The sequence below is a fragment of the Pseudomonas sp. 22189 genome (assembly GCF_052045635.1).
GTDB lineage: Bacteria > Pseudomonadota > Gammaproteobacteria > Pseudomonadales > Pseudomonadaceae > Aquipseudomonas > Aquipseudomonas parakoreensis.
Genome location: NZ_JBQEPG010000034.1, coordinates 1 through 19,923, shown reverse-complemented (window position 1 = coordinate 19,923; position 19,923 = coordinate 1). Strand labels below are relative to the sequence as shown.

At 61.7% G+C, this 19,923-nt stretch carries 19 protein-coding genes; 8 read left to right on the top strand and 11 right to left on the bottom strand.

Going from position 1 to position 19,923, the window contains the following annotated elements:
- Positions 1 to 78 precede the first annotated feature (78 nt).
- Entirely contained in the window at positions 79 to 1,191 is a 1,113-nt protein-coding gene (locus ACTJKS_RS25185) for a M14 family metallopeptidase (protein WP_108183100.1), read from the top strand.
- A 165-nt stretch (positions 1,192 to 1,356) separates the two neighbouring features.
- Positions 1,357 to 2,073: an alpha/beta hydrolase gene (locus tag ACTJKS_RS25180; protein WP_108183099.1), complete on the top strand. Its 717-nt coding sequence runs from the start codon at positions 1,357 to 1,359 to the stop codon at positions 2,071 to 2,073.
- 3 nt (positions 2,074 to 2,076) lie between these two features.
- On the opposite strand, the gene ACTJKS_RS25175 is transcribed toward ACTJKS_RS25180, so the two are convergent.
- Positions 2,077 to 2,643 carry a hypothetical protein gene (locus tag ACTJKS_RS25175; RefSeq protein WP_108183098.1) on the bottom strand — a complete coding sequence of 189 codons (567 nt, stop codon included), beginning with the start codon at positions 2,641 to 2,643 and terminating at the stop codon, positions 2,077 to 2,079.
- A 75-nt stretch (positions 2,644 to 2,718) separates the two neighbouring features.
- Positions 2,719 to 3,513, bottom strand: a complete 795-nt coding sequence (locus ACTJKS_RS25170; RefSeq protein WP_041073540.1) for a hypothetical protein — start codon at positions 3,511 to 3,513, stop codon at positions 2,719 to 2,721.
- 133 nt (positions 3,514 to 3,646) lie between these two features.
- Between ACTJKS_RS25170 and ACTJKS_RS25165 the strand changes: the two genes are divergently transcribed.
- Both ACTJKS_RS25165 and ACTJKS_RS25160 read left to right on the top strand, forming a co-directional pair.
- Positions 3,647 to 4,183 carry a chalcone isomerase family protein gene (locus ACTJKS_RS25165; RefSeq protein WP_086792825.1) on the top strand — a complete coding sequence of 179 codons (537 nt, stop codon included), beginning with the start codon at positions 3,647 to 3,649 and terminating at the stop codon, positions 4,181 to 4,183.
- A gap of 144 nt (positions 4,184 to 4,327) precedes the next feature.
- The gene (locus tag ACTJKS_RS25160; RefSeq protein WP_041073538.1) at positions 4,328 to 5,647 is read left to right on the top strand and encodes an Nramp family divalent metal transporter; all 1,320 of its coding nucleotides are present in this window, start codon (positions 4,328 to 4,330) and stop codon (positions 5,645 to 5,647) included.
- A 249-nt stretch (positions 5,648 to 5,896) separates the two neighbouring features.
- Here the strand turns inward: ACTJKS_RS25160 and ACTJKS_RS25155 are convergent, their stop codons facing one another.
- The 3 genes from ACTJKS_RS25155 to ACTJKS_RS25145 are packed head-to-tail and all read right to left on the bottom strand — an operon-like array spanning position 5,897 to position 8,478.
- Positions 5,897 to 7,078, bottom strand: a complete 1,182-nt coding sequence (locus ACTJKS_RS25155; protein ID WP_108183097.1) for an acetyl-CoA C-acetyltransferase — start codon at positions 7,076 to 7,078, stop codon at positions 5,897 to 5,899.
- 11 nt (positions 7,079 to 7,089) lie between these two features.
- A complete protein-coding gene (locus tag ACTJKS_RS25150; protein ID WP_041073534.1) occupies positions 7,090 to 7,755 on the bottom strand; it encodes a CoA transferase subunit B in 666 nt (221 codons plus the stop codon).
- Between the two features lie 24 nt (positions 7,756 to 7,779).
- Positions 7,780 to 8,478 (bottom strand): CoA transferase subunit A, encoded by a 699-nt coding sequence (locus tag ACTJKS_RS25145; protein ID WP_003226174.1) that lies wholly within the window; start codon positions 8,476 to 8,478, stop codon positions 7,780 to 7,782.
- Positions 8,479 to 8,743: 265 nt separating this feature from the next.
- Here ACTJKS_RS25145 and ACTJKS_RS25140 point away from each other — a divergent pair, with 265 nt between their 5' ends.
- On the top strand, positions 8,744 to 9,619 hold the full coding sequence (locus ACTJKS_RS25140; protein WP_047293426.1) for a LysR family transcriptional regulator: 876 nt from the start codon (positions 8,744 to 8,746) through the stop codon (positions 9,617 to 9,619).
- Positions 9,620 to 9,743: 124 nt separating this feature from the next.
- Here the strand turns inward: ACTJKS_RS25140 and ACTJKS_RS25135 are convergent, their stop codons facing one another.
- From ACTJKS_RS25135 to ACTJKS_RS25110, 6 genes are all read right to left on the bottom strand, one after another.
- Positions 9,744 to 10,586 (bottom strand): NAD-dependent protein deacetylase, encoded by an 843-nt coding sequence (locus ACTJKS_RS25135; RefSeq protein WP_108183096.1) that lies wholly within the window; start codon positions 10,584 to 10,586, stop codon positions 9,744 to 9,746.
- 152 nt (positions 10,587 to 10,738) lie between these two features.
- Complete coding sequence (locus ACTJKS_RS25130; protein WP_108183095.1) at positions 10,739 to 11,785, bottom strand: class I SAM-dependent methyltransferase; 1,047 nt, start codon at positions 11,783 to 11,785, stop codon at positions 10,739 to 10,741.
- 276 nt (positions 11,786 to 12,061) lie between these two features.
- Positions 12,062 to 13,090 carry an NAD(P)/FAD-dependent oxidoreductase gene (locus ACTJKS_RS25125; protein WP_108183094.1) on the bottom strand — a complete coding sequence of 343 codons (1,029 nt, stop codon included), beginning with the start codon at positions 13,088 to 13,090 and terminating at the stop codon, positions 12,062 to 12,064.
- Positions 13,077 to 15,257 (bottom strand): hypothetical protein, encoded by a 2,181-nt coding sequence (locus ACTJKS_RS25120; protein WP_262949570.1) that lies wholly within the window; start codon positions 15,255 to 15,257, stop codon positions 13,077 to 13,079. The genes ACTJKS_RS25125 and ACTJKS_RS25120 overlap by 14 nt, the downstream gene beginning before the upstream one ends.
- 240 nt (positions 15,258 to 15,497) lie before the next feature.
- Positions 15,498 to 16,811 (bottom strand): ATP-binding protein, encoded by a 1,314-nt coding sequence (locus ACTJKS_RS25115; protein ID WP_108183093.1) that lies wholly within the window; start codon positions 16,809 to 16,811, stop codon positions 15,498 to 15,500.
- Positions 16,808 to 17,548 carry a response regulator gene (locus ACTJKS_RS25110; RefSeq protein WP_108183092.1) on the bottom strand — a complete coding sequence of 247 codons (741 nt, stop codon included), beginning with the start codon at positions 17,546 to 17,548 and terminating at the stop codon, positions 16,808 to 16,810. The genes ACTJKS_RS25115 and ACTJKS_RS25110 overlap by 4 nt, the downstream gene beginning before the upstream one ends.
- Before the next feature lie 297 nt (positions 17,549 to 17,845).
- Here ACTJKS_RS25110 and ACTJKS_RS25105 point away from each other — a divergent pair, with 297 nt between their 5' ends.
- The 3 genes from ACTJKS_RS25105 (at position 17,846) to ACTJKS_RS25095 (ending at position 19,416) form a co-directional block, all read left to right on the top strand.
- On the top strand, positions 17,846 to 18,109 hold the full coding sequence (locus tag ACTJKS_RS25105) for a DUF2790 domain-containing protein (protein WP_041073518.1): 264 nt from the start codon (positions 17,846 to 17,848) through the stop codon (positions 18,107 to 18,109).
- Between the two features lie 191 nt (positions 18,110 to 18,300).
- Complete coding sequence (locus ACTJKS_RS25100; protein ID WP_041073516.1) at positions 18,301 to 18,573, top strand: DUF4242 domain-containing protein; 273 nt, start codon at positions 18,301 to 18,303, stop codon at positions 18,571 to 18,573.
- Between the two features lie 30 nt (positions 18,574 to 18,603).
- Positions 18,604 to 19,416: a class I SAM-dependent methyltransferase gene (locus ACTJKS_RS25095; RefSeq protein ID WP_108183091.1), complete on the top strand. Its 813-nt coding sequence runs from the start codon at positions 18,604 to 18,606 to the stop codon at positions 19,414 to 19,416.
- The last annotated feature ends 507 nt before the right edge of the window (positions 19,417 to 19,923 follow it).

Genomic DNA, 19,923 nt, shown 5'->3' with positions numbered 1-19,923 from the left:
CTGAAAAGCAAGATCAAAAGATCGTCCGATCGCGGCCCGAGCCTGCGGCAGCTCCTACAGGTTTATCGGAGTTTTCCCATGCAACGCATCGACCATGTCCTGCCCTGGAGCCACTTGGGCAGCGAACGTTCCCTCAGCGTCTTCCGTTACGGCGCGGGCAGCCGCAAGGTCTACATCCAGGCCAGTCTGCACGCCGACGAACTGCCGGGCATGCGCACCGCATGGGAACTCAAGCAACGCCTCAACGCGCTGGAGCAGCAGGGCCGTCTGCAAGGGGTGATCGAGTTGGTGCCGGTGGCCAACCCGATCGGGCTCGATCAGCATTTGCAAGGCAGCCACATGGGCCGCTTCGAGCTGGGCAGCGGGAAAAATTTCAACCGCGCGTTTGTCGAACTCAGCGCGCCAGTGGCGGCGCGCATCGGCGAGCGGCTGGGCAGCGATGCCGAGGCCAACATAGCGCTGATCCGGCAAACCATGGGCCAGGTGCTCGATGAGTTGCCGGCCCCGGCCTCGCAGCTGGAAGCTCTGCACCGCTTGCTGCTGCGCCATGCCTGCGACGCCGACATCACCCTCGATCTGCATTGCGATTTCGACGCGGCGATTCACATTTACGCATTGCCGCAACACTGGCCGCGCTGGCAATCGCTGGCGGCGCGACTGCAGGCCGGCGTTGCGCTGTTGTGTGAAGACTCCGGCGGCAGTTCGTTCGACGAGTCGTGCTCATCGCCTTGGTTGCGTCTGGCGCGGGCGTTTCCGAACGCGGCGATTCCCCCGGCGAACCTTGCCACCACCCTGGAACTGGGCAGTATGGGCGACACCCGGGTCGATCAGGCGCAGGCCAATTGCGAAGCGATACTCGGCTTTCTCGCCGAGCAGGGGTTTATCAGCGGTGAATGGCCGGCGGCACCGAGCGAATGCTGCGAAGGCATGCCGTTCGAAGGCACCGAATACCTGTTCGCGCCGCACCACGGCGTGGTCAGTTTCCTGCGTAATGCCGGGGAGTGGGTCGAGCAGGGCGATGCGTTGTTCGAGGTGGTGGACCCGTTGAATGACCGCCTCACCACTGTCCGCGCCGGTACCAGTGGCGTGCTGTTTGCGATTGATCGTGGGCGTTATACCCAGCCGGGGATCTGGCAGGCCAAAGTGGCGGGGCGTGAACCGATTCGGGTGGGCAAGTTGATCAACGACTGAGTCCAGATTTCACCCACCCCTGTAGGAGCTGCCGNATCTTTTGATCTTGCTTTTAAAAGTCAAAGTCAAAAGATCGCAGCCTTCGGCAGCTCCTACAGGGGTGGGTGTGGTGGATCAAGGCTGTTAGGCTCTCCCGGAACCCGACACTCCGTGAAGGAAGGCTCTATGTTGAAGGCGTTTGCCCTGTTAACCCTGCTGGCGTCCAGCGCCGTGCATGCGCAAACCACGCTGCAAAGCGACTTGCCACTGAAATACATTGAACAGGTTCACCCGGACGCGAACACTCGACCACTGGTGATTTTCCTGCACGGCTACGGCAGTAACGAAGCCGATCTGATCGGTATGAAATTTCAGCTGCCGGCGCAGTACAACTACCTCTCGGTGCAGGCGCCGCTGGCGTTGGGCGAAGGACGTTTCCAGTGGTTTCGCAAGAAAGGCGAAGGGGCTTACAACGGCGAGACCGATGATCTGCAGGCCAGCGGCCGGAAGTTGCGGGAGTTTGTCGCGCAGGCGGCGCAGAAATATCACGCCAGCCCGGACAAGGTGTACCTGATCGGTTTCAGCCAGGGCGCGATGATGACCTACGAAGTGGGCCTGCGTCCGCCCGTGGCGGTCGGCGGCATCGCAGCGTTGAGCGGACGGCTGTTGCCGGTGTTGAAAACCGAGCTAAAAGCCGAGCAGCAACCGCTGCCGCTGCACATCTTCATCGGCCATGGCACCGCCGATGATCGAGTGCCGTACCGCGACGGTACCGAGGCCAATACGCTGCTGCAGAAACTCGCCTATAAGCCCGAGTTTCACGCCTATCCCGGCGTCGGCCACAGCATCAGCACGGCCGAGCTGCGTGACTTGAACGCCTGGCTGCAGCAGCTCAACCCGTGACGATCACTTGTCCTTGAGGATGGTTTTCACCAGCGCATCGTGACCGCTTTTGTCGCTGGCTCGGGAAATCACCTGGACCAGCGCCATGCGCTTGCCGGAGGCGGCGAGGAGGGTGGTATTGAGTGTCTGGCCGCCGCCTTGGGTGGCAGTGCTGTCGACCTGACGCACGCCGAGGCCGCTGCTTTTCTGGGTCAGACTTTTTTCTGTGAGCTTGTTGAAGTCCGGCAGCGCCTTGCGCTGGTCATCGATGAAACTTGCCAGGCTGCCGTCGAGAAATTCGTTGTCGTTGTCCTTGACGCTGGCGCCACCGGCGATCTGGTTTTCCGCAGCGATGACTACGGTCTTGGTCGCCTGATTGGTGTACATCGTGCCCTTGGCACCGGTCGGCCCGGCTGGCAGCGGGTCGGCGGTGAAGCCTTTGGGCAGGACGAAGGTGAACTTGCCGTCGAGCATCGACACGTTGTTGGTCGAGGCCTTTTCCTTGGGCTTGGCTGCCTGGGCGTTGAGGGCGCCGAGACCGGCGACCGCCGCCAGCAACAGGACGACGGCTTTCTTGCTGAGCAATGACATGTGAATCTCCGAGGGATGGTCGCGCCAGGGCGGCGATGATCCCACGGAGCATGCCCGGCATTCCAGCGCGGTTTGTCAGGTGTTGACATCCGCCTCGGGAATACGGTTTTTTGCCGGAACAGGTCGGGCCAGCAGTTTGCGGGTGACCCCGAGCATGGCCACCGACACCGCGACACCGACGATGAAACCGCTGAGGCCGAGGCTTGGCAGGGTCAGCGCCGACACCAGACAAAACGCCGAAAACGAGTACATGCCCGTCGCCGTCGCCCGTAGCAATGCCGCAGTAAACGCCGGGCCACGGGTCTGCTGAGAAAACACCGCCATCACACTCCCGAGCACCGGGAACACCGCGAGCAGACCGCTCCAGCGCTCGCCCACGGTGCTGGCGAGCATCGTCACCAACAGCGTCAGCGCCGCGCCGGCAATCATTCGCCAGAGCAGTTTGTCCGACTTCGGTGCCGGACCGTTCAGCACCGGTTGCACGTTGGGGAACAGATACGGCGCGGCGAGCAGGGCAGTGGCCGCCGCCGCGACCGAGAACGTCAGTGACGACGGAATCAGCGACAACATTAGCGCCAGCACCGCCCAAACCGTCAGGGAAATCGTCAGCGCCAACGGCCAGTTCGCCCGCTGCGCCACCTGCGCGTAGGTGACGCAGAAGGCGATCATGGCGAACATCGCCGACAGCGCCGCGACCGCCGATTGCGCAGCAAACGATGGCCCCTGTTCGATGGCGAGGAAAAACAGAATCGGCCCGACCACCACTGGCAGCCCCGATAGCCAACCGGCGACGCTCGGCCCCCAGCGCTTGCCAGCGAGGGAAATCAGCAGCAGGAAACCGGGGATCAGCAGTAATTTGAGGATCAGCACGCGGGAGGCCTCCGGGGATGGAACGGCCAAGGTAACCGATTGGTGCGTTGATCGACAAACATTGTATACAAAGCGCTGGGTGGACATCCGCTATGCTCTGGCTATCAGGGTTCAAGCGGGAGTTATGGCGGCGATGAGCAAACCATCGAAGTTGCTGCGTGGGTGCTGTGGCATCGGCTTGTGGGCGTTGTTACTCACGCCGACCTGGGCCAATTGGCAGGACGCGGTGCCCGGCGCGCAAATCATCGGCACCGGCGATTTCAGTGTGTTCGGCTTCGACGTCTACAACGCCCGGTTGTGGAGCGCGGCACGCCCGTTGTCGACCGAACAGCCCTTTGCCCTGGAGCTGATCTACCGGCGCAAGATCTCGCGCGATGATCTGGTGCAGGCCAGTGTCGATGAAATCAAACGGCTGGCAGGCTCCGGCGTCAGCCCCGCGCAGTTGGCCAAGTGGCAAGGACAAATGCAGCAATCGTTCGTCGATGTGCAGGCGGGTACGCGGATTACCGGCGTGTACCTGCCGGGGCAGGGCGCGCGGTTTTTTGTCGGGCAGCAGTTGCAGCATGAAATCGATGATCCGCAATTTGCCCGGGCGTTTTTCGATATCTGGCTGGATCCGCGCACCCGTAACCCCGAGTTGCGTCAGCAGTTACTGGGCATGAGCCATTAAAGTCAAAAGATCGCAGCCTTCGGCAGCTCCTACAGGGGAACGCATTCCAGTGTAGGAGCTGCCGAAGGCTGCGATCTTTTGCTCTTCAAGGGTTCAACTGAAACGTCTAAGCTGCGTCTTTCGAACTTGTTTCTGGATGTGTGCGTGAAATTCAGCTTACCCAAAATCGCCACTGCGCCGTTCTGCCCGCCAGAAGTAGCCGGCAGCGTCGCGGTCGATCCGAACGCTTCGTTCTTCAAACGCGTGCTGCGTTTTGCCGGGCCTGGCTTGCTGGTGTCGATCGGCTACATGGACCCGGGCAACTGGGCGACCGCCATCGAGGCCGGTTCGCGTTTTGGTTACAGCCTGCTGTTCGTGGTGTTGCTCGCAAGTCTGGCGGGAATGGTCGTGCAGTGCCTGTGCTCGCGTCTGGGCATCGCCACCGGTCGCGATCTGGCGCAATTGTCCCGCGAGCGCTACAGCACCCCGACCGCACGCCTGCAATGGGTGCTGGCGGAAATCTCGATCATCGCCACTGATCTGGCCGAAGTGCTCGGCTGCGCCCTGGCGTTTCACTTGTTGCTTGGCTGTTCGCTGACCTTCGGCATTGCCCTGACCGCCTTCGACACGCTGCTGGTGCTGGCCTTGCAGAACCGTGGCTTCCGTCGGCTGGAGGCGATCATGCTGGTGCTGGTGGCGACCATCGGCGTGTGTTTCTTCGTTGAGCTGGTGCTGATCAAACCTTACTGGCCGCAGGTGTTCGCCGGATTCAAACCGTCGCTCTCGGCGATCAGCGATGCTGCGCCGCTGTACCTGGCGATCGGCATCCTTGGCGCCACGGTGATGCCGCACAACCTTTACCTGCACACCTCGATTGTGCAGACGCGGATGATCGGCAAGGATCTGGCCAGCAAACAGGACGCGGTGAACCTGGCGCGGATCGATACCATCGGTTCGCTGGCATTGGCGCTGCTGGTCAACGCGGCGATCCTGATTCTGGCGGCGGCCGCTTTTCACCAGTCCGGGCATACCGACGTGGTCGACATTCAGGACGCCTACCACCTGCTCGACCCGCTGGTCGGCGGCGCGCTGGCCAGTGTACTGTTCGGCGTCGCGTTACTGGCGTCGGGGCAAAGCTCGACGTTCACCGGAACCATCGCCGGGCAGGTAATCATGGAGGGTTATCTGAACCTGCGGATTCCCTGCTGGCAGCGGCGTTTGATCACGCGCGGGCTGGCGTTGATCCCGGCATTCATTGGCGTGTGGCTGATGGGCGATAACGCGGTGGGCAAATTGCTGGTGTTGAGCCAGGTGGTGTTGAGCCTGCAACTGCCATTCGCGCTGTATCCGTTGATCCGTATGACCAGCGACAAACAACTGATGGGGCCGTTTGTGAATCGGCTGCCGACCCGGGTGCTGGCGTGGGGATTGTTTGTGGTGATCAGTGGGGCGAATGCCTGGTTGATTCTGCAGATGGTGGTGTGAGCCATGTTTTGTGCTGCCTGAACCGGCCTCATCGCTGGCAAGCCAGCTCCCACAGTGATTGAGGGTGGATTCAAATTCTTTGTACACCCCAAGACCCTGTGGGAGCTGGCTTGCCAGCGATGGGGCCCTGAAGATCGACACAAAATTCAGGCAAAAAAAACCGGTGCAACGCAAGTCGCACCGGTTTTTTTGTAGCCAGCGAGCAGTGGATGTCGTGGATCCGTCCGCCGCCTGTATTGCTCCTCTGGGTTAACCGCGTTCCAGCGCCAGCGCCACACCCTGGCCGCCGCCGATGCACAAGGTCGCCAGACCTTTTTTCGCATCACGCTTGAGCATCTCGTGCAGCAAAGTCACCAGCACCCGGCAGCCCGACGCACCGATCGGGTGACCGAGGGCGATGGCGCCGCCATTGACGTTGACCTTGTCCAGATCCCATTGCAGATCCTTGGCCACCGCCAGCGATTGTGCGGCGAAGGCTTCGTTGGCTTCGATCAGGTCCAGTTGGCCGATGTTCCAGCCTGCCTTGTCCAGGCAGCGACGGGTGGCCGAGACCGGACCGATGCCCATGATCGCCGGGTCCACGCCCGCATTGGCGTAAGCAGCAATTTTTGCCAGTACCGGAAGGCCCAGAGCCTTGGCTTTCTCGGCGCTCATCATGATGACGGCGGCGGCGCCGTCGTTCAGCGAAGAGGCGTTGCCGGCGGTGACGCTGCCGTCCTTCTTGAACGCCGGACGCAGTTTCGCCAGGGATTCGGCGGTGGTGTCGCCGCGTGGTTGTTCGTCGACCTTGAACGCGACCGGATCACCTTTGCGCTGCGGGATCAGAATCGGGGTGATTTCATCGACGAAACGCCCGGCTTCGATGGCTGCGGCGGCCTTGCGCTGCGAAGCGGCGGCGAAGGCGTCCTGCTGCTCGCGGCTGATCTCATATTTATCGACCAGATTCTCGGCGGTAATGCCCATGTGGTAATCGTTGAACGCATCCCACAGGCCGTCGCTGATCATGGTGTCGACGATTTGCGCGTGACCCATGCGCAGACCGGTGCGAGCACCCGGCATCACGTAGTTGGACAGGCTCATGTTCTCCTGACCGCCAGCGATGATCACCTCGGCATCGCCGCAACGGATCGCCTGCGCGCCCAGGTGCAGGGCTTTCAGGCCCGAGCCGCAAACCTTGTTCAGGGTCATGGCCGGCACGGCATGGGGCAGGCCAGCCTTGATCGCCGCCTGACGCGCCGGGTTCTGCCCAGCGCCGGCGGTCAGCACCTGGCCCATGATCACTTCATCGACCTGCGCACCGTCCAGACCGGTCTGTTCGAGCAGTTGGCGGATCACCGCAGCGCCCAGATCCACTGCGGACACGCTGGCCAGAGACCCTTGGAAACTGCCGATCGCGGTGCGGGTGGCGGCAACAATTACGACGTCTTGCATTTTCGAATTCCTCACTGGGCAGCGAACTGCATTTCCGGTACGTGATCCGGGACGATCAGTTTACCAGCGGTTTTGGCGACGATTTCTTCGACGCTGACGCCAGGTGCGCGTTCCTTGAGGACAAAAGCGCCATTTTCGATTTCCAGGTAGGCGAGGTCGGTCAGTACGCGCTTGATGCAGCCGGCGCCGGTCAGCGGCAGGCTGCATTTGCTCAGCAGTTTGGATTCACCGTCCTTGGAGGCGTGGGTCATGATCACGATGATGTTGTCGGCGCCAGCCACCAGATCCATCGCGCCGCCCATGCCCTTGACCAGTTTGCCGGGAATCATCCACGAGGCGATGTTGCCTTCAACGTCGACTTCGAACGCGCCCAGCACGGTCAGGTCGACATGCCCGCCGCGAATCATCGCGAAGGATTCGGCGGAGTTGAAGATCGATGCGCCGATGCGCGCGGTGACGGTCTGTTTGCCGGCGTTGATCATGTCGGCATCGATGGTGTCTTCAGTCGGAAACGGGCCCATGCCGAGCAGGCCGTTTTCCGATTGCAGCATGACTTCCATGCCTTCGGGAATGTAGTTGGCGACCAGGGTCGGAATGCCGATACCGAGGTTCACGTAGTAGCCGTCCTGCATTTCGCGGGCGACGCGCTGAGCCATTTGTTCGCGGGTAAGTGCCATGTTTTTATTCTCCGTCAGCCTGAATTATTTGCGGATGGTGCGCTGTTCGATGCGCTTTTCGAACGTGCCGCAAATGACCCGGTCGACGTAGATGCCGGGGGTGTGGATCTGCGACGGATCCAGTTCGCCGGGCTCGACGATTTCTTCGACTTCGACCACGGTGATCTTGCCGGCGGTGGCCGCCAGCGGGTTGAAGTTCTGCGCGGTGTGACGGTAGATGACGTTACCGAAATGGTCGGCTTTCCAGCCTTTGACGATGGCGAAGTCGCCGGTGATGGACTCTTCCATCAGGTACTTGCGCCCGTTGAATTCACGCACTTCCTTGCCTTCGGCGACCGGGGTGCCGACGCCGGTGGCGGTGAAGAAGGCCGGGATACCGGCGCCGCCTGCGCGCATTTTCTCGGCGAGGGTGCCTTGCGGGGTCAGGATGACTTCAATGTCGCCCTTGAGCAGTTGCTCTTCGAACAGTTTGTTTTCGCCGACGTAGGAGGCAATCACTTTGCTGATCTGGCGGTCGGTCAGCAGCACACCGAGGCCGAAACCGTCGACGCCGCAGTTGTTGGAAACCACGGTGAGGTCGCGGGTGCCCTTGCGCTTGATCTCGGCGATCAGGTTTTCCGGAATGCCGCACAGGCCGAAGCCGCCGGCGATCACGGTCATGCCATCTTCAAGACCGGCCAGAGCTTCCTCGTAGGAACTCACGCGCTTGTCGAAACCTGCCATATGCACCTCTTTTATTGTTTGTCGGGCGGCTGGCTAGCCGAATGACTGGAGTGTCGCGCTGGAGGATATATTTGTTAAGTTGATTTTTAAGGTTGATTAATAGATAAAACTCAATAATCTTGACTGTTACCTGTAGGAACTGCCGCAGGCTGCGATCTTTTGATGTTGTTTTTTAGGATCAAGATCAAAAGATCGCAGCCTGCGGCAGCTCCTACAGTGGGTACGGTGTTTATCCGGCAATATCGCTAACAGGGCGTTATCCAGTATGACCATCAAACAGATCCGCGCCTTCCTCGCCGTGGCCCAGAGCCTGAGTTTCGCCGTGGCCTGCGAGCGTCTGCACCTGTCGCAATCGGCGCTGAGCCTGACCATCAAGGCGCTGGAGGAGGGGCTGGGCGGGCGGCTGTTCAGCCGCAACACGCGCAATGTGGCGCTGACCGCCGAGGGCGAATCGCTGCTGCCGCTGGCTCGGCGCCTGATCGCCGATTGGGACAACGCCGAAGACGAAATGCGCCAGCGTTTCAGCCTGCAACGCGGGCGGGTGACGCTGGCGGCGATGCCGTCGTTTGCCGGCAACCTGTTGCCGCCGATCCTCAAGACGTTTCGCGCGCGCTATCCGAACGTCAATGTCACGGTCAACGACGTGATCAACGAACAAGTGCTGGAAATGGTGCGCGACCGCCACGTGGAACTGGGTGTCGCGTTCGAGCCGATGCAGAACACCTCGCTGACGTTCACCCCGTTGTACATGGACCGCTTTGTCGCGGTGGTGCCGCAAGATTCAGCGCTGGCCAGGCTTGGCGAAATCGACTGGCAGACCTTGCTGCAGGAACCGTTCATCACCCTGCAACGGCCGTCGACAGTGCGGGTGATGCTCGAAGAACACTTGCTGGCGCGGGGCATGAAGCTGCCGGTGGAGTTCGAAAGCCATCAACTGGCAACCGTCGGGCGCATGGTCGCCAGTGGGCTGGGAGTGAGTGCAGTGCCGGCGTTGTGTGCCGAGCAGATGCTCGAACTGGGCGCGCATTGCCTGACCTTGAATGATTCGGTGGAGCGAGCGATTGGCGTGCTGACCGAGCCAGGCAATGAACTGTCGGCGGCGGCGCAGGCACTGTTCGACATCCTCAAAGCCGAACACTGAACCCTGAACTGAGATCCCATCTCTGTGGAGCTGCCGAAGGCTGCGATCTTTTGACGTTGTTTTTTAGAAGCAAGATCAANAAAAGATCGCAGCCTTCGGCAGCTCCTACAAAAAAAGTGCGGATTCAGGTAGATAAGTGTTGCGCCAGCAACGGCAGCAGTTGTTCGCATGACGCCTCGATCTTCAGATCCAACAGATCATCGGCGCGAGTCTTGCCCAGATTGATCGCCAGCAACGGCTTGCCGCGATCGGCGATCACCCGGCACAGACGGAACGCCGAATACGCCATCAGCGACGAACCCACCACCAGCAAACCCTCGGCTTTTTCCGCTGCGGCCATGGCCCGCGCCGCCGTCGGCTGCGCCACGTTCTCGCCAAAGAACACCACGTCCGGCTTCATCCGCTCCCCGTCGCAATACGGGCATTGCGGCGTCTGAAAGCGCGCCTCGAAGGCCGGATCGAGCAGGGTATCGCCGTCCGGCGCCTGCACCGCATCGACCCCGGCCAGATATGGATTCTGCTCGACCATGCGTTGCTGAATCTCATCGCGCGCGCTGCGTTGGCCGCAATCCAGGCACAGCACCCGGTGCAGGCTGCCGTGCAGTTCGATCACATCCGGACTGCCGGCCTGATCATGCAGGGTGTCGACGTTCTGCGTGATCAAGGCGCTGATCCGTCCCTGGCGCTGCAAATCCGCCAGTGCTGTATGCGCGGCGTTGGGTTGCGCCTGGCGCACCCGGGGCCAGCCGAGCATGGCCCGCGCCCAATAGCGGCGACGGGATTCGGGGGCAGCAAGAAATTCCTGATACATCATCGGCTGCCGGCCCCGGCGCACACCTTTGCTATCGCGGTAATCCGGAATGCCCGATGGCGTGCTGATGCCGGCGCCGGTCAGCACCAGAAAATCGCCATCGGCCATGGCCTGGCACAGGGTGTTGAAGTGTTCGCGGATCGGGCTGTCGAGCATGCTCAGCACTCCGGGGAGGACGGTGCTCGCAGGTTAGCATTAACCGTGTGGCGAGGGAGCTTGCTCCCGCTGGACTGCGCAGCAGGCCTGTTTAGTGCTTGCTTTGCAATCCGACGGGAGCAAGCTCCCTCGCCACAGGTGACAGCGGTGGTTTATTTGCGCGCCTCCAGAATCAGGTTGAACGGCGTCTGCGTCGCCCGGCGAAAATGCTTGAACCCAGCCTCGGCAAACACCTTGCGCAAGCGCATTTCACCCGCCTGCGCACCGAGCCCCAGGCCGACTTCCTGGGACAGCGAATTCGGTGTGCAGATAAAGGTCGAGGCCGCGTAAAACAGGCGTCCGACCGGGTTGATATTGTCGTCCAGCGTATCGTTGGCAAATGGCTCGACCAACAGCACCGTGCCGTCGTCCTTCAATGATTCGAACGCATGCCGCGCAGCGCCGACCGGGTCGCCCATGTCGTGCAAGCAGTCGAAATAGCAGATCAGGTCATATTCGTCACCGGGGTAGCTCTTGGCGGTGTTCTGGAAGAACTTCGCCCGACTGCTGACGCCGCCTTCTTCCGCGCGCTGAGTGGCGACGGTGATCGACGGTGCGTGATAGTCGAAACCGACGAAGCGCGAGTTGGGAAACGCCTGGGCCATGATCACCGTCGAGGCACCGTGGCCGCAGCCGATGTCGGCGACCTTGGCGCCGTCTTCGAGCTTGGCCACCACGCCGTCCAGCGCCGGCAGCCATTCCGCGATCAGGTGCCCCTTATAGCCGGGGCGGAAGAAGCGCTCGGTACCGCTGAACATGCACGGATGGTGATCGCCCCAGGGCAGGGCGCCGTTGCCACGCATGGCTTTGACCAGTTTGTCCTTGTCGTGGAAAAACGAGGCCACCACGCCGAGTCCGCCGGCGACGTACACCGGTGAGTCTTCGACGGCGAGTGCCAGTGCCTGTTCTTCCGGCAGACGGAACTGACCATCGTGATGTTCCATGTAGCCAGACGCGGCGTGCGCGCTGAGCCATTCGCGCACCAGTCGGGGATTGCAGGTGGTTTTTTCGGCGAGGGCTTGCGGGGTGATCGGCTGACTGTCGGCCATTGCCCGGTACAGCCCGAGTTCTTCGCCAACGATGACGTTCGCCAACATTGCGGCGCCGCCCATGTCGTTGACCAGTTTGCCCATGAATGCGTTGAGTCGGGCCTCGTCCATCACATGTGCTCCTGAAACAGGATCACAGTCCGGCGGTGTTGAAGGTCGAGGCATACACCACCGGGCGGTGGTCGTGGATGCGGGCAGGGCGAGACGATGCGTCCTGCAGCCCCCTCGACTGGGTAATAAATCAGTCTAGCCGGGCTGCGGCAACCTGCAGGCTTTGTGAACCTGCAAAGACAGTGCGGTTTTATCACTGTGGGAAGAATACAGTCGGCGGCTCGGCGTTGTTGCGGCGGTTTCATGAGGACTCCGTGCTCGCCAGCTTCCTGTGAGTCATGCGACAGGCAGCCAGGACGGTGGGCAGGGATGCTGACGATAGAAATTGCGCAAGTGCGTCATATCGCGCGCGAATCCAGCGTTCAGCCAATGGCGATATTGCGCCTGCGCCGGTATTTGCAAGGCCGGTTTGCGCAGGCAATCCACCACGGCTTGCGCGGCCTGCATACCGCTCATCAACGCCTTCAGCACGCCGTGGGAGGACGCCGGGTCGAGCCGGTTGGCCGCATCGCCGACCAGAAAATAGCCGGCACCGGCGGCGGTCGTGGTGATGCGCCAGGTCACATCGGCGCCTCGTATCGGCCCCACGGCCGGGAATGCATGCAGCGCCAAGGGAAGGCTCGCCGATCGACCGTTGTTTTCGAATGTCAGGCGCGTCCAGTGCAGCAACTGGGGCTCAACCTGGGCGATCCAGGTCCACCCGTCAGGATCGGCCAGCAAATGCGCGGCCGTTGCATAGGTCGCGCTGTGGCCCTGCAGGTAGCCGTAACGCGCCACCAGCGGCGGTGAACAGTGGCGCACCGGCAAACCGAGTTGGCGACCGAGCCAGCAGCCAGCGCCGCTGGCGTCGATCAGGCAGGTCGCGTAGAAGCAGCCGCTGTCGGTTTCCACGCCGATTACTCGGTTGCTTTGGGTCAGTACCCGTCGTGCCCGGCAGGGTTGATTGACCTCTACACCCAACGCGGCGGCACTCGATAGCAACGCCGCATCCAGTTGTGCTCGTTCCAGATGAAAACCCTGCCAGGCGCCGCGATCATCGGCACCAAAACCATTGAAGCGCGGTGCGCCGTCCCAGTGTACCCAGTGGCCGTCGAAGCGCCGGGCCGTGCGGCCACACAGTTGCTCGGCAACCCCCAGTTGCTGCAGCAGCGGTTCGATGCCCGGATGCAGGCTTTCCCCGGGGCGAAAGCGCGGGAACGCCTGCCGTTCAAGCAAGGCCACACGCAGCCCGTGTCGGGCGCAACTGATCGCGGTTGCACTGCCCGCAGGCCCGGCGCCGATGATCACGACGTCAAATGGCTTCATCGGCTACCTGCCATGGCAGGGTGTCGCGTTTGATCAGGATTGCATCCGCGCTGAGCAGCAGAATCACCCGCTCTTCGACTTCAACGTGGCGTAACCTGAAATCACTTTCAGCAACTTTCACGGCACCGCGCCTGTACAGCAAAAAGCGCTGCACCCAGCCGTCGAGAACCCGCCCTGACTCTTCCTGCGCGGTTTCAAGTTCGGCATTCGGTCGCTGCAACTCTACGAACGACAGCAGCGGCCAGGCATTGCGCAGAGGCTTGTCGCTGGCGGCGCCGAGCACGCGGTACACGCGATACATCGAGCGCACGCGTTGCTGATACGCGGCTTGCGCGGTGTGGCCGGTCAGGCTCAGGGAAAACCGGCCATCGAGGGCCACCTGTGTGTAATCGGCATGGGCGTACGCGTGGTATTGGACAATCAGGCGCTCGTCTTCAGTGATGAGTTGCGGGGCGCGCTGATTATCCCAGGCCACGCCGCCCATGCCGATTTCCTCATCGGTCAGGGGAATGATGCTGTGCAGCGTCGAGCGCGGTTCGAAGACCCGTGCCGAATCCGGCGCGACCCCGGGCCAGAAAGAACCTAGCGCGGCGCAGATCTTGGCATCCTCGGGAAACGGGCTGGCCATCTGATAACCGGCGAGGACGTTGATCCATTCGTCGTCCGCCGTGCGCTGGCGAACCCAGCCGACCTCCCAGCCAGGCCCGAACACACCGGCGGCGCCGTCGGGCAACGAGGTGGGCCGCGAGGGTGACGTTTGTGCGCCGGTGGATTGCGGCGGGCCGAGCTGATCGACGAGGCCGACTATCGCGCTCACCCCGCGGTCAGCCGGGGAGAACAATTGACCCTGCAAGTCCAGGTTGGCGCAGTAGCGTACGTTAGAGAGTGCTTCCAGTCGGGCGTGCCAGACGCCGGCACCTGGTAGCGTCGGTTCATTGCGGAGCCAGTGCAACAGCCGGCGTTGAGTGCATAACGGGTAGAAATCCGGAGGGCCAATCAGTGAATAGGCGGCTACCGTCGGCAAGCAGTTTTCCAGCATCCGGCAGCGTGGCAACACCCAGCCATCGGCGGTGCCGTCCTGATAATGCAAGGCGCGATAACCGCCCTGACGAACCAACTCGTCGACACCTTCGTGGTCGTTCAGATCTTCGATGCTGCCATCCGCCTCGACCCGGTGACGTCCGTGCACCATGCCGCCGGTGTTGGCCGGCAGCACAAAGGACAACGGTTTGCCCTGGTACTCGACAGGCGCGACCAGCCGGGCTCTGGTTTCCGGCACCAGCAGACCCGGCCCGAGATCCACAGCCGACGCCCAATGCGCAAGATTGTCCGTCACGACGAAGGGCGGCTGGCTGATCAGCGGTTCCTGCCAACCGGTGCCACTGTGGCGCAAATGAATATGTCGCAGTTTTTCGTTGATCTGGTGGTTGTCCAGCGTCAGCGTCAGGTTCAGCCCCTCCAGGCACTGCGAACCATTGAACAACTTGTGCAGGGGCACCCAGAAATCCAGCCCGGGGTCGAGATCCACCTGGAAATCCATCGGCCCGAAGCGTTCGGCATCGCCCTTGAGTTGCACGGCAATGTAGGCGCTGTAGCGTACCGGCATCACCCGGATGCCGTGCGGGTCATCGTCGACAAAGGGCAGGAAACTGCGCCGCATCGCGTCATAGCGCGCGGGGGCGGTGCCGACGCGGGCGATACCGGTACGCGAGAAGCACAGGTCGGCATGCCGGCCATGCACGGTGTCGGCGGCGCAACGATATTCACTGGCGAACGCGACCACCGCCAACGGCGCGCCCCGGGCTTTGTGGCGCAGGCTGTCGAGCGTGGGCGGGATGACGCTGTAGACATAGTCGAGCACTGTCTCGATCTCGGCGGCGGTGGGAAACAGTTGCAATGTTTGCCCGTTCTCATCGCAGAGCACATCGGGCGAGGCCAGCGCGTGATACAGCAGGCTGTGCGCCGGCACGCCGGCTTCGATCGCGCGGCTGCCGGCCACTGTGAAATCGGCAAACCCCGGTATCGAGCGGTCGATGTTCAGCGGCTTTTGCAGTTCGGCAGCGAACGGTTCACCGAGCAGATCCAGGCCGTGGGCGAGCATCAGCGAATGCCAGCCGCCGGGGGCAAGGCGCGTACACACGTGGCTGACGGATTCGAGCAGAGTCATGTGGCGCCCCGACAGGTTGGACCAATCGCCATGGAACCGCATCCCGACGCTGATTCACCACTGTCAGATCTGACAGTGGTGACCAGTGGTCGCTAACGCGATACGGACAACATAACGATAAGTGCGACAACCCGGCGGCGCAGTCAGTGGATTGCGATAAAGGTGCAGGCATGGTGCAACAATGTGCACCTTACCGTCAGTTACCTGTCGGCAGCGATTGAACAGTGGCCGTTGAACGGCTCAGGCCTGCAGCGGCAGCTTCAGCACGGCACACAGCCCACCGCCCTCGCGATTGCTCAGGGTCAGCGAACCCCCGAGGGCCATGGCCAGTTGCTGGGCGATCGCCAGTCCCAGACCAGTACCGCCGGTATCACGATTACGCGAGTTTTCCACGCGATAGAACGGTTGCAGCACGTGCGCCAGTTCGGCGTCGGCGATGCCCGGGCCGCGATCCATGACGGTGATTGCGAGGCTATCCTTGTGGGCTTCGACCCAGACTTCGGCGGCACCGGCGAATTTCAACGCGTTGTCGGTCAGGTTCACCAGCACCCGCCGCAGGGCCTGGGGGCGGGTATCGATCACCGCCGCGCTCTTGCCGATCAGGCGTACATCCTTGCCCATGTCCTGGTAATCGAACACCAGGCTGTCGAGGAAGGCATCGAGGTCGGTGCGCCGGCTTTCTTCGGTCGAACCATGGATGCTGCGGGCGTAGGCCACGCCTTCGCGGACCAAGTGCTCCATTTCGCCGAGGTCGTTCCACAGTTTGTCTTTTTCCACTGAGTCGTCCATGAACTCGGCACGCAGCTTCATGCGGGTGATCGGGGTTTGCAGGTCATGTGAAATCGCCGCCAGCAGTTGCATGCGCTCCTTCAGATACGCGGCGATGCGCTTCTGCATCGCGTTGAAGGCCCGCGCGGCGTGGGCCACTTCGATCGGGCCTTGCTCGTCGAGCATCACGGGATGGGCGTTGGGGTCGAGGGTTTCCACGGCGTTGGCGAGGCGGGCGAGGGGGCGGATGGCGATGCGCACCGCCAGCCAGGTGCAGGCGATCAGCAACGCCAGTTGTCCGAGCAAGACCCCCGGCAGCCACGGCGACAAGGGCGGCATGGCTGGACGCACATCAATCGTCACCGGGCTGCCGTCGCTGAGTCTGACATGGGCCTGAAAGTGTTTTTGCTCCCCGGCAAACCGGGTGAAGCTCAGCGGGCGTGTACCGCCGAGCGCGGCGCTGATCGAGGTCACGGCCACCGGCACCTCGTCGGCGTCGGGGTCGAGCGGCGCACCGGATTCGCCGACACTCAACAGATAGTCGTAGTTGCTGCGGGACAGTTGCTTGAGCCAGGCGGGCCGTTCCTGCGCGGGCAAACGGTCGAGGATGGCGATCGACGTCGAGACGTCGTTTCGCATATTGCCCAGCATGGTGCTTCGGGCACTCTGGAAACGCTCGTAGTACTGCGCGCCAAACGACAATGCCTGAGCGAGGATCAGCCCGACCAGAAAGATCAGCGACAAGCGTGACGCCAGCGTACGCGGCCACTGCAGCCTGAAACTCATGCCGAAGCCCCGGAAACTTCCACCGGCAGCGAGAACACATAACCCTCGCTGCGCACGGTCTTGATGTAAGCCGGTTCGCGCGCATCGTCGAGCAGACGCTGGCGCAGGCGGCTGACCAGCAGATCGATGGAACGATCAAACAGATCGGCCTCGCGCCCCTGGGTCAGGTTGAGCAACTGATCGCGGCTGAGCACCCGTTGCGGGTGATCGAGGAACACCCGCAGCAAGCGGTATTCGGCGCCGCTGAGCGCGACCAGCGTGCCGTCCTGGTCCAGTAGATGTCGGGCCGAGGTATCCAGCTGCCAACGGCCGAAACCCAACAGACGACCGCTTTCGGTGACCACCAGGTTCGGCGGCAGCATCCGCGTGCGCCGCAGCACGGCGTTGATCCGCGCCAGCAGTTCGCGGGCAGCGAACGGTTTGGTCAGGTAATCATCAGCGCCCATTTCCAGGCCGATGATGCGGTCGGTTTCATCGTTGCGCGCGGTGAGCATCAGCACCGGCGTGGCCTTGTGCTTGCCCACGCGCAACTCGCGGCACACCTGCAGACCATCGTCGCCGGGCATCATGATGTCGAGCACGATCAGGTCGACGGTGTTGGCTTCGAGAAAACTGCGCATCTGTCGGCCATCGGCAACCACGGTGGTGCGCAGGCCGTTCTTTTTCAGGTAATTGCCAACCAGCTCGCGGATTTCGCGGTCGTCGTCGACGATGAGAATGTGATCGACATGTTCCATCGGTGCAGAACCTCTAATCAAAGGGCAATGCCATGCAGTCTATCGAGCCTGCGCCGGCTTGCCTGCCGGGGTTTGTATTGCAGTGTATCTGGCGCCATGACGGATACAGATACACGCAAAAACGCGATTTTTTCAGGGTTTTGTATCGCTGTGTATCTCCGGGTGGCGCAGATACACAACGCGTCATAACGGGCATTTCCAGACACAGACGTGATACCTCAAGCGCCTCAAATAGGCTCCATCGAGGCGCATCCAGCTTGCCTCGGCTCAACCCACCCACGCCTTGAGGTAACCGCCATGACCCGCACATCCGTGATCGCCGCCTGCCTGTTCGCCGCCCTGAACATCTGCACCCTGTCGGCCCGTGCCGAAGCCGATATCACCCCGCACACCTACACCTACGGCACGCACCTGGACGTGCAGAAAGTGCTGTCGATGACCCAGGACACCTCTGTGACCTGCGGCATTGTCGATGCGCGCATGACCTACCTCGATTCGGCAGGCAAAACCCAAGTGCTGGATTACCGTAAATTCGCCGATGGCTGCAACAACGAAAATTGAGTGCTCCTCGCCATCCCGAGTAATCCCGACAGTGTTTCGAAGGCTTTACAAAAAACCGCCATTCATCGGCCCAGCCCTTGTTTTACGTGCTCTTCGGACGATTGGCACGGACGCCATCGACCCTCGGCGCGATAGTGAACAGGCAGGGCCACTGCCGACCCTGTCCTTGATAAAAAGAACGCGAGGTTGCCATGCCGAAATTCGTGATTGAACGCGAGATTCCAGGGGCCGGAAAGCTGTCGGAGCAAGCACTCAAAGCCGTGTCGCAAACCTCCTGCCAAGTGTTGCGTGAACTCGGGCCGCAAGTGCAGTGGCTGCAGAGTTATGTCACGGCCGACAAAATCTACTGCGTTTACATCGCCCCTGACGAGGAGCAGGTACGCGAGCACGCCAGGCTGGGCGGCTTCCCGGCCAACAGCGTGGCACGGGTCATGACGGTCATTGACCCGACCACGGCTGAATGAAGTTCTCCAACCTGCTGCGGAGCACGATTGATGAGTACGCCCATTGATCTGACGGGTCTGAAGGAGCGCCAGAAAGTCGCCTGGGCCAGCGGCGATTACGCGGTGATCGGCACCACCTTGCAGATCGTCGGCGAAAACCTCGCCGAGGCTTGCGACCTGCGCTGCGATGAAGAGGTGCTGGATGTCGCCGCCGGCAACGGCAATGCGACCCTGGCGGCAGCGCGGCGTGGCTGCCAGGTGACCTCGACCGACTATGTCGCGGCGCTGCTCGAACGTGGGCAGGATCGGGCACGAGCCGAGCATCTGGAGGTGATTTTTCAGGTCGCCGATGCCGAAGCGTTGCCGTTCGCTGACGAGAGTTACGACGCGGTGTTGTCGACCTTCGGCGTGATGTTTGCCCCGGATCAGGCGACTGCGGCGGCGGAACTGGCGCGGGTCTGCCGGCGTGGCGGGCGCATCGGTCTGGCGAACTGGACGCCGGAAGGTTTCGTCGGCCAGATGTTCAAGGTTCTCGGCCGTCACGTGCCGCCGCCCGCCGTGGCGCAGCCACCGTCAAACTGGGGCACCGAAGCGTGGTTGCACAGCCATTTCGATGAACGTGCATTTCTGCTGCAGGTCACCCGCCGCACGTTCAACTTCCGTTATCGCTCGGCAGCGCATTTCATCGACATCTTCCGTCACTGGTACGGGCCGGTGCACAAGGCTTTCGCGGCATTGCCGCCGGAAAGCGGTCAGGCGCTGGAGAGTGATCTGGCGGACTTGCTCAACCGCTCGAATCGGGCGGGAGCCGGTTCGCTGGTGGTGCCGAGCGAGTACCTGGAGGTGGTGATCACCAAACGCTGAGACATCAATGAAACCCCTGTAGGAGCTGCCGAAGGCTCGGGCCGCGTTCGGACGATCTTTTGATCTTGTTTTTAAAACCAAAGCCAAAAGATCGCAGCCTTCGGCAGCTCCTTGTATCTCGACTATCGCTCCGTCAGGAGCGATAGTTCTCGACTGATCATCGAGGGAGGGACTTGGAAGCCGTGCAGCTCCTTAGGCTTTTTGCCTGTGATGTAGATCGTGCTCCAGCCCTCCACACTCACTCATATAGTTCGAACGGTATCTTGGGCCCGTCTCTGGCGAGAGCTCGCATTCGCAAGGTTGGACAGAGTGCAGTGATGATCGAAAACAGATCAATGGAGAGACACTCATGTCCAGTTTCGTCGGTGTCGATATCGCTAAAAACACCTTTGATATCGCCACGCACTTGCCAAACGGTAAGCACAAAACCAAGGCCAAGCTGCCTAATGACGCGAAGGGTTTCAAAGAGTTTGAAGCTTGGTTGAACAAGCAGGTCGAGCCCACAGC